Origin of the sequence: Phenylobacterium sp. (assembly GCF_024508875.1) — a bacterium.
Taxonomy (GTDB): domain Bacteria; phylum Pseudomonadota; class Alphaproteobacteria; order Caulobacterales; family Caulobacteraceae; genus Phenylobacterium.
Genome location: NZ_JANINU010000114.1, coordinates 1 through 7,079 on the forward strand (window position 1 = coordinate 1; position 7,079 = coordinate 7,079).

At 69.3% G+C, this 7,079-nt stretch carries 6 protein-coding genes; 2 read left to right on the forward strand and 4 right to left on the reverse strand.

Going from position 1 to position 7,079, the window contains the following annotated elements; genetic code table 11:
• A partial coding sequence (locus Q0L11_RS09990; protein WP_296597020.1) for an efflux transporter outer membrane subunit occupies positions 1–1,378 on the reverse strand: 1,378 nt, incomplete at its 3' end.
• A gap of 120 nt (positions 1,379–1,498) precedes the next feature.
• Here Q0L11_RS09990 and Q0L11_RS09995 point away from each other — a divergent pair.
• Entirely contained in the window at positions 1,499–2,113 is a 615-nt protein-coding gene (locus Q0L11_RS09995) for a TetR/AcrR family transcriptional regulator (protein WP_296597021.1), read from the forward strand.
• 140 nt (positions 2,114–2,253) lie between these two features.
• Here the strand turns inward: Q0L11_RS09995 and Q0L11_RS10000 are convergent, their stop codons facing one another.
• The 3 genes from Q0L11_RS10000 to glmM all read right to left on the reverse strand — a co-directional run bounded on the left by Q0L11_RS10000 (position 2,254) and on the right by glmM (position 4,912).
• Complete coding sequence (locus Q0L11_RS10000; RefSeq protein ID WP_296597022.1) at positions 2,254–2,415, reverse strand: hypothetical protein; 162 nt, start codon at positions 2,413–2,415, stop codon at positions 2,254–2,256.
• A gap of 86 nt (positions 2,416–2,501) precedes the next feature.
• A complete protein-coding gene (locus Q0L11_RS10005; protein WP_296597023.1) occupies positions 2,502–3,392 on the reverse strand; it encodes a cytochrome c in 891 nt (296 codons plus the stop codon).
• A 167-nt stretch (positions 3,393–3,559) separates the two neighbouring features.
• Positions 3,560–4,912 carry a phosphoglucosamine mutase gene (gene glmM, locus Q0L11_RS10010; protein ID WP_296597024.1) on the reverse strand — a complete coding sequence of 451 codons (1,353 nt, stop codon included), beginning with the start codon at positions 4,910–4,912 and terminating at the stop codon, positions 3,560–3,562.
• A gap of 140 nt (positions 4,913–5,052) precedes the next feature.
• On the opposite strand from glmM, the gene glmS reads away from it, so the two are divergent.
• Positions 5,053–6,873, forward strand: coding sequence for a glutamine--fructose-6-phosphate transaminase (isomerizing) (gene glmS / locus Q0L11_RS10015; RefSeq protein WP_296597025.1), 1,821 nt, complete (start codon positions 5,053–5,055; stop codon positions 6,871–6,873).
• Positions 6,874–7,079 lie beyond the last annotated feature (206 nt).

The following is a 7,079-nucleotide window of genomic DNA, read 5'->3' on the forward strand; positions in this document are numbered from 1 at the left end:
CGAGGCTGGCGTCGAGGGTGAGGGCGCGGGCCTCAAGCTGGGCGACCGCGCGGCGCTGGGCGATGACCGCGTCCTCGGCGGTCAGCAGGGTGAGGTAGGAGGTGAGGCCGCCTTCGTAGCGCAGGCGCGCTACGCGGTAGGCCTGCTCTCCCGACGCCAGGGCGTCGCGCGCGGCGGACAGACGGGCCTGCAGCGCCCTTTGCCCGGCCGCGGCGTCGGCCACCTGTTGCAGGGCCTGCACCAGGGTCTGGTCGTAGGCGGCGACAGCGGCATCGTAGTCCGCCCGGGCGCCGCGGTAGGCGCCCTGGAGACGGCCACCCTCGAAGATCGGCAGGCTGATCGCGGCGCCGGCCTGGCCGATGCCGGAACCGGACTTCGTCAGGTTGTCGAGCCCCAGGGACTGCACGCCGATGAAGGCGGCGAGGTTTACGTTCGGATAGAAGCCGGCCTTGGCGACGTCGATCCGTTTGCTTGCCGCCTCGGCCCGCAGGCGGGCCGCCAGCAGGTCGGGACGTCGGCCCAAAAGATCGGCCGCCAGGTTCTGCGGCAGGCCGAAGCCCCCGGCCGGCGCGGCCTTCGGGCGGCCGAGCGAGAGGCCACGGTCCGGGCCCTGCCCCGCCAGCGCGGCGAGCTGATTGCGCGCCACCGCGAGCTGTTCGTCGAGGGCGGCTAGATCCTGCCGCGCCTGGGCGGCCGCCGCGCGGGCCTGGTCGGCCTCGCCCGGGTTCGCCGCGCCGCCGGCGACCCGATGCGCCACCAAGTCCGCCGAAGCCTGCCGGTTCTTCAGGGCCGCGTCGGCGGCATCGTGCTCGGCGGTCAGGCGGGCGAAGTCGGCGTAGGCGGCCGCGATCGCCGTGGTGAGGGCAAGCCGGGCCTCGGCCGCATCCATCCGCGCCGCCTCGGCCTCGGACGTGGCCGCCTTCAAAGCCGACCGGTTCCGCCCCCAGAGGTCGAGGTCGTAGCTGAGGTCCAGCGTCGCGCGGCCGGTGTCGTTGTAGCCGCGCGGGACGAAATCGGCCGGGATGCCGTTATTGTAGGACTGCTTGGTCTCAGAAGCCTGCGCGTTGCCGGAGAGGCTGGGCAGGGTCGCTGCGCGCGACTGCTCGGTGCGAGCCTGAGCGGCGCGCAGGCGCGCGGCGGCTTCCGTCAGGCTGGGAGAGCCCGCCAGCGCCTCGTCCATCAACGCGGTGAGCTGCGGGTCGCCATAGGCGGTCCACCAGCGGTCGGCCGGCCATTCGGCCTGTGGAGCCTGGAAGCTCTGCGCGGTGGCGAACCCGCCGGCTTCGGCAGCCTTCGGCGGATCGGGGAGTTTCGGGACGGTGGCGCATCCGGCCAGCGCCGCAGCGCCGGCCAGTAGGCCGATGATCGAACGGGACATGTCCGCGCCTCGGGGAGGAGTTGCGAGTGCGACGGTCTGGACCATTGATCTGACCGTACAGTACGGTCATATATTGCGGGTCACTGGACGCCGTCAAGGCGTGGCTTTAGGGAAATGCGCATGTCCGTCGCGCACAGCAGCAAACGGGAAGACCGTCGCGAGACGATCCTCGACGTCGCGCGCGACTGTTTCCTGGCCGAGGGGTTCGCCGCCACCTCGATGTCGACCATCGCGGCCCGCCTAGGCGGCTCGAAGGGCACGCTCTACAACTACTTCAAGAGCAAGGAGGACCTATTCGCGGCCATGATGCAGCGCCAGTGCGGCGACCTGCAGGAAACCCTTTTCGACATCGGTCCCGACGCCGGCGACGTACAGGCCCGGCTGACCCACTTCGCGCGCAGCTTCCTGGCGCACCTGATGACGCCTGAAGCAGTCGGGATCCAGCGCCTGGTCGTTTCGGAGAGCGAGCGCTTCCCCGAACTTGGCCGGGTCTTCTACGAGAGCGGCCCCAAGATCGTGCTGGCGCGCATCGGCGCTTATCTCGAAGAACTGATGGACGCGGGCCTGCTTCGGCGCACCGATCCGCTGATCGCCGCCCAGCATTTCAAGGACATCGCCATCAGCGGCATCTACTGGCCGCGCATGTGGGGAATCGCCGCCGACCCCACCCCCGCCGAGGTGGACGAGCAGGTGGCCCGGGCGGTCGACACGTTCCTGCGCGCCTACAAGCCCTGACCGCGCGGCGCGGCGGTCGTTCTCTTAATTCAGAAGGATAGCCCGGTTCGGGCGAGCGCCCGCGGCTGGCGGGTTCGCTTCATGCCGACGGGCGCGTCGGACAGCTCAACCGTTTGAGAAGGCCGGTTATTGACGCGGAGCTAGAGGCCCGGCGCCGGGAACTGCAGGAACGCCTCGGCGATCCAGACCGCGCCCGCCCAGAAGGCGGCGCCCATCAATCCCACGAAGGCGAGGCAGGCCACAGAGCGGACGGGCCGCTCCACCTGCCGCGCCACGCCCGACAAGGCGAGGTCGCGACGCATTTATTCCTCCCAGAGCCCGTTATTCAGGTCGGTCCGGGTCGAGCCGGCCGATTTGTGACGACGATGACACAAGATTTTACCTCTGGCTAGCGTTGCTGAACCGGCTGTGACGTCGCGTCAGCCACGGCGATCTGTCGCGCAGCGCGGGCTTTCAGGTAGCCCTGCAGCGCCGCGACCTCTTCGGAGGTCAGCCCGCCGAACCGCACAGGCGCGATCTGGCTCATCAGGCCCAGCTTGCGGTCGCCCGCGGCGATGCCCGTGTGGAGCAGGCGCGCGAAGTCCTCGGGATCGTAGGACGCCGCGATCGACAGATCGGGCGACTTTGCCAGCTTGTTCCCCTCCAGCGACTGGCCGTGGCACTCGACGCAGGCGCGGGCCAGCTCGCGGCCCTGGGCATGCTCGGGCCCCAGATCGACCAGCTTCAGGCCCGCGCCGTTCGCCGCGATCATGTCGGGTTCGGACTTGAACTGGCCCATGAGCACGCCGATCCGCCCCACCGGGCCCACCTGGATGCGCGGCTGCCTCTCGCCTGTCGGCTTGAACGTGCGCAGGTAGGCCAGGAGATCGGCCGTTTCCTGGTCTGTCAGGTGCGCGAAGGCGCTGGACGGCATCACCCACAGGCGGCGGCCGTCGGCGGCCACGCCATGACGTATGGCCCCGTCCAGCTCGGCGTCCGTCTGCTCGGCAATGGCCCGGCTGAGGTTGGGCGCCCAGAGCCGCACGATCGGCATTTCGTCGTGGAACAGCAGGCCCTGAAGCCTTTCGCCGTGACAGTCCTGGCAGCCGTTGAGCTTGGCGACCCGCGCCCCGCGGGCGACGGCGCCAGGGTCGGTAGACGCCACGAGCTGAACCTTCGGCCGCGCGACCGGCCAGCGGATCATCGCCTCGGACACGGCGTAGGCGCCGCCCATGACGACAAGCAACAGGCCAGCGACGCCGGCTAGGCCATAGCCGGCCCACTTCATCAGACGTTTCATTTCACACACCTGGTCTTGGGACGCGGCCTCTCACGGACCGGCGTTCCCTGGGGACCGGCGGAATACGGTTACGCAGCGGCGCCCACAATCCGCGTGATTGCAGGTCGCATCTGCAGCTTTGCAGTGCGTCGAAACTCGCGTGGCGACGTAGCGCCTCGTCTGGAGGCTTAGGCGGCGGCCTTCTTCACCGCGCCGGCGATCTCCTTGATCACCTGGTTGACGAGCTTCTCGTCATCCGCCTCGGCCATGATGCGGATCAGCGGCTCGGTGCCCGAGGCGCGCACGACGATGCGGCCCGTGCCGTTCAGGCGCTGCTCGGCGTCGGCGAGCACGGCCTTCACGGCGTCGCTCTCCAGCGGCTTGCCGCCGGCGAACCGCACGTTCTCCAGCTTCTGCGGCACCGGCTCGAACTGGCGGGCCAGAGCGCTCATCGGCTTGTCGCTCTCCTTCAGCACCGCCAGCACCTGCAACGCCGCAAGCAGGCCGTCGCCGGTGGTGGAGAAGTCCGAGAGGATCAGGTGCCCCGACTGCTCGCCGCCCACGTTGAAGTCGGCCTGGCGCATGCGGGCCATCACGTAGCGGTCGCCGACCTGGGTGCGGTCCAGCGTCAGGCCGCGCGCGTGCAGGAACCGTTCTAGGCCGAGGTTCGACATGACGGTGGCGACGATCCCGCCGCCGCGCAGCTTGCCCCGCCCCGCCCAGTCGGCGGCGATCAGCGCCATGATCTGGTCGCCGTCGACGACTTGCCCCTTCTCGTCGCAGATCACCAAACGGTCGGCGTCGCCGTCGAGGGCGATGCCGATGTCGGCGCGGTATTCCTTCACCGCCTTGTGCATGGCGGCCGGGTGCGTCGAGCCGCACTCCTGGTTGATGTTGAAGCCGTTGGGGGCGATGCCGATCGGGATCACCTCGGCGCCCAGTTCGTACAGGGCCGCCGGCGCCACCTTGTACGACGCCCCGTTGGCGCAATCGATCACGATGCGCATTCCGCTGAGGTTCAGCCTGCGCGGGAAGGTGGCCTTGGCGATCTCGACGTAGCGGGCCTGGGAGTCGTCGATCCGCTGCACGCGGCCCAGCGCCGACGGCGTGGCCAGGTTCTGCTGCAGCCCCTCGTCCATCAGGGCCTCAATCTCGAGCTCCTTCTCGTCCGACAGCTTGTAGCCGTCGGGCCCGAACAGCTTGATGCCGTTGTCGGAGAAGGCGTTGTGCGAGGCCGAGATCATCACGCCGAGGTCCGCGCGGAGCGACCGGGTCATCATCGCCACGCCGGGCGTGGGGAGGGGGCCGAACAGGCGCACGTCCATGCCGACGCTGGTGAAGCCGGCCACCAGGGCAGGCTCGATCATGTAGCCGGACAGGCGGGTGTCCTTGCCGATCACCACCAGGTGGCGCCGCTCGTCGTTCGACTGGAACATCTTGCCCGCGGCCATGCCGACGCGAAGGGCCACCTCGGCGGTCATGGGATGGCGATTGGCCTCCCCACGGATTCCGTCGGTGCCGAAGTAGGCGCGCTTGCTCATGAGGATGCTCGTGGAAAAGGGGCCGGGGAAACGATCCGAAACAGACTTTTAGTCGCAGCGACCTTGGCGGATGTTAAAGCGCCGCAATTGCCGGCGAAAGCGCCGGCCTTCGCCATACTACAAGGGACGGCCAGGGCAACATGTGCGGCATTATCGGCATCGTCGGGACCGCTCCGGTACAGGACCGGCTGATCGAGAGCCTGAAGCGCCTTGAGTATCGTGGATACGATTCGGCGGGGATCGCCGGGATCGTCGGCGGCAAGGTCGAACGCCGCCGGGCCGAGGGTAAGATCCGGGCGCTGGAGGACGTGCTGGCCGCCGCACCGCTGCCCGCCACGGTCGGGATCGGACACACGCGCTGGGCTACCCACGGCGCGCCTTCGGTGCGCAACGCCCACCCGCACACCCAGGGGCGGGTCACCCTGGTCCACAACGGCATCATCGAGAACTACGCCGAGCTGCGCGAACGGCTGCAGGCGGCCGGCCGGACCTTCGAGAGCGACACCGACACCGAGGTGATCGCCGCCCTGCTCGACAGCGAGCTCGCCATGGGGCGCGATCCCGTGGCGGCGCTCAAGGCGACCTTGGACCAGCTCAGCGGCGCCTATGCGCTCGGCGTGCTGATCGAGGGCGAGGACGGGCTGGTCATGGGCGCCCGCCGAGGCAGCCCACTGGTGGTGGGCCACGGCGACGGCGAAATGTTCATCGGCTCGGACGCCTTGGCCGTCGGCCCGTTCACCAACCGTGTCAGCTATCTGGACGAGGGCGATTTCGTCGCCATCGGCCGCGACGGCGCGAAGATCTTCGATCAGTCGGGACGCCCGGTGGAACGGGCCGTCCGCACCGTGCCCGCGTCGGCCGCGCTCGTGGAGAAGGGCAACTATCGCCACTTCATGGAGAAGGAGATCCACGACCAGCCGGAGGGCTGCCAGCGCACCATCGCGGCCTATGTGGACACTCTGGCTGGCCGCACCGCCATACCCGGCGGCATCGATTTCGCCGGCCTGGACCGCATTCAGATCGTCGCCTGCGGCACGTCCCATATTGCCGGCCTGCTCGGCAAGTACCTGATCGAACAGCTCGCCGACCTGCCGGTGGACGTCGAGATCGCCTCCGAGTTCCGCTACCGCCAGCCCGCGCTGTCGCCCAAAGCGCTGGTGATCGCGATGTCCCAGTCGGGCGAGACGGCCGACACCCTGGCTGCGCTGCGGTACTGCATGGGCAAGGGGATGAAGAGCGCCGCGGTGGTCAATGCCGTGGAGTCCACCATGGCGCGCGAGGTCGACGTGGTCTGGCCGATCCACTGCGGCCCGGAGATCGGCGTGGCGTCGACGAAGGCCTTCACCGCCCAGGTCAGCGTGCTGACCGCCCTTGCCGTCGCGGCCGCCGCGGCGCGCGGCCGGATCGACGCCGCCGAGGAGCAGCGGATGGTCCGCGTGCTGCTGGAAGCTCCCCGTCTCGTGGCCGAGTCGATCGAGCTGGAGGACGCGGTCCGCGGCATCGCCCAGGAAATGTCGAAGGCGCGCGACGTGCTCTACCTCGGCCGCGGCCCCATGTACCCGCTGGCCCTCGAAGGCGCCCTGAAGCTCAAGGAGATCAGCTACATCCACGCCGAGGGCTACGCCGCCGGCGAGCTGAAGCACGGCCCCATCGCCCTGGTCGACGAGCAGACGCCGATCGTCATCCTCGCGCCCTTCGACAGCTATTTCGAGAAGTCCGCGTCGAACATGAGCGAGGTGATGGCCCGCGGCGGACAGGTGATCTTCGTCACCGACCCGGAAGGTCAGAAGCACGCGCCGTCAGGCGCCCGCGTGGTGGTCACCGCCCCGCGCTGCGACCCGCTGATCGCCCCGCTGGTCTATTCCCCGCCGATCCAGTTGCTGGCCTATCACGTGGCTGTCCAGAAGGGCGCCGACGTGGACCAACCGCGAAACCTCGCGAAGTCGGTGACGGTGGAATAGCGCCCTTCCCTCCCCTTTTGGGGAGGGAAACTCCAAAGAAAAACGGCCGCCCCATCGGGACGGCCGCCTTCCAAGCAATCTCTTGGAGAGAAGGCTTACTTCTTTTCCGGCTCGGCCGGAGCGGCGGCCGGGGCCGTCGACGACATCGCGCCAGCGTCCGCGGCGGGCGGAGCGGCAGCGGCGTCGGCCGGCGGGGCGGCGGCGTC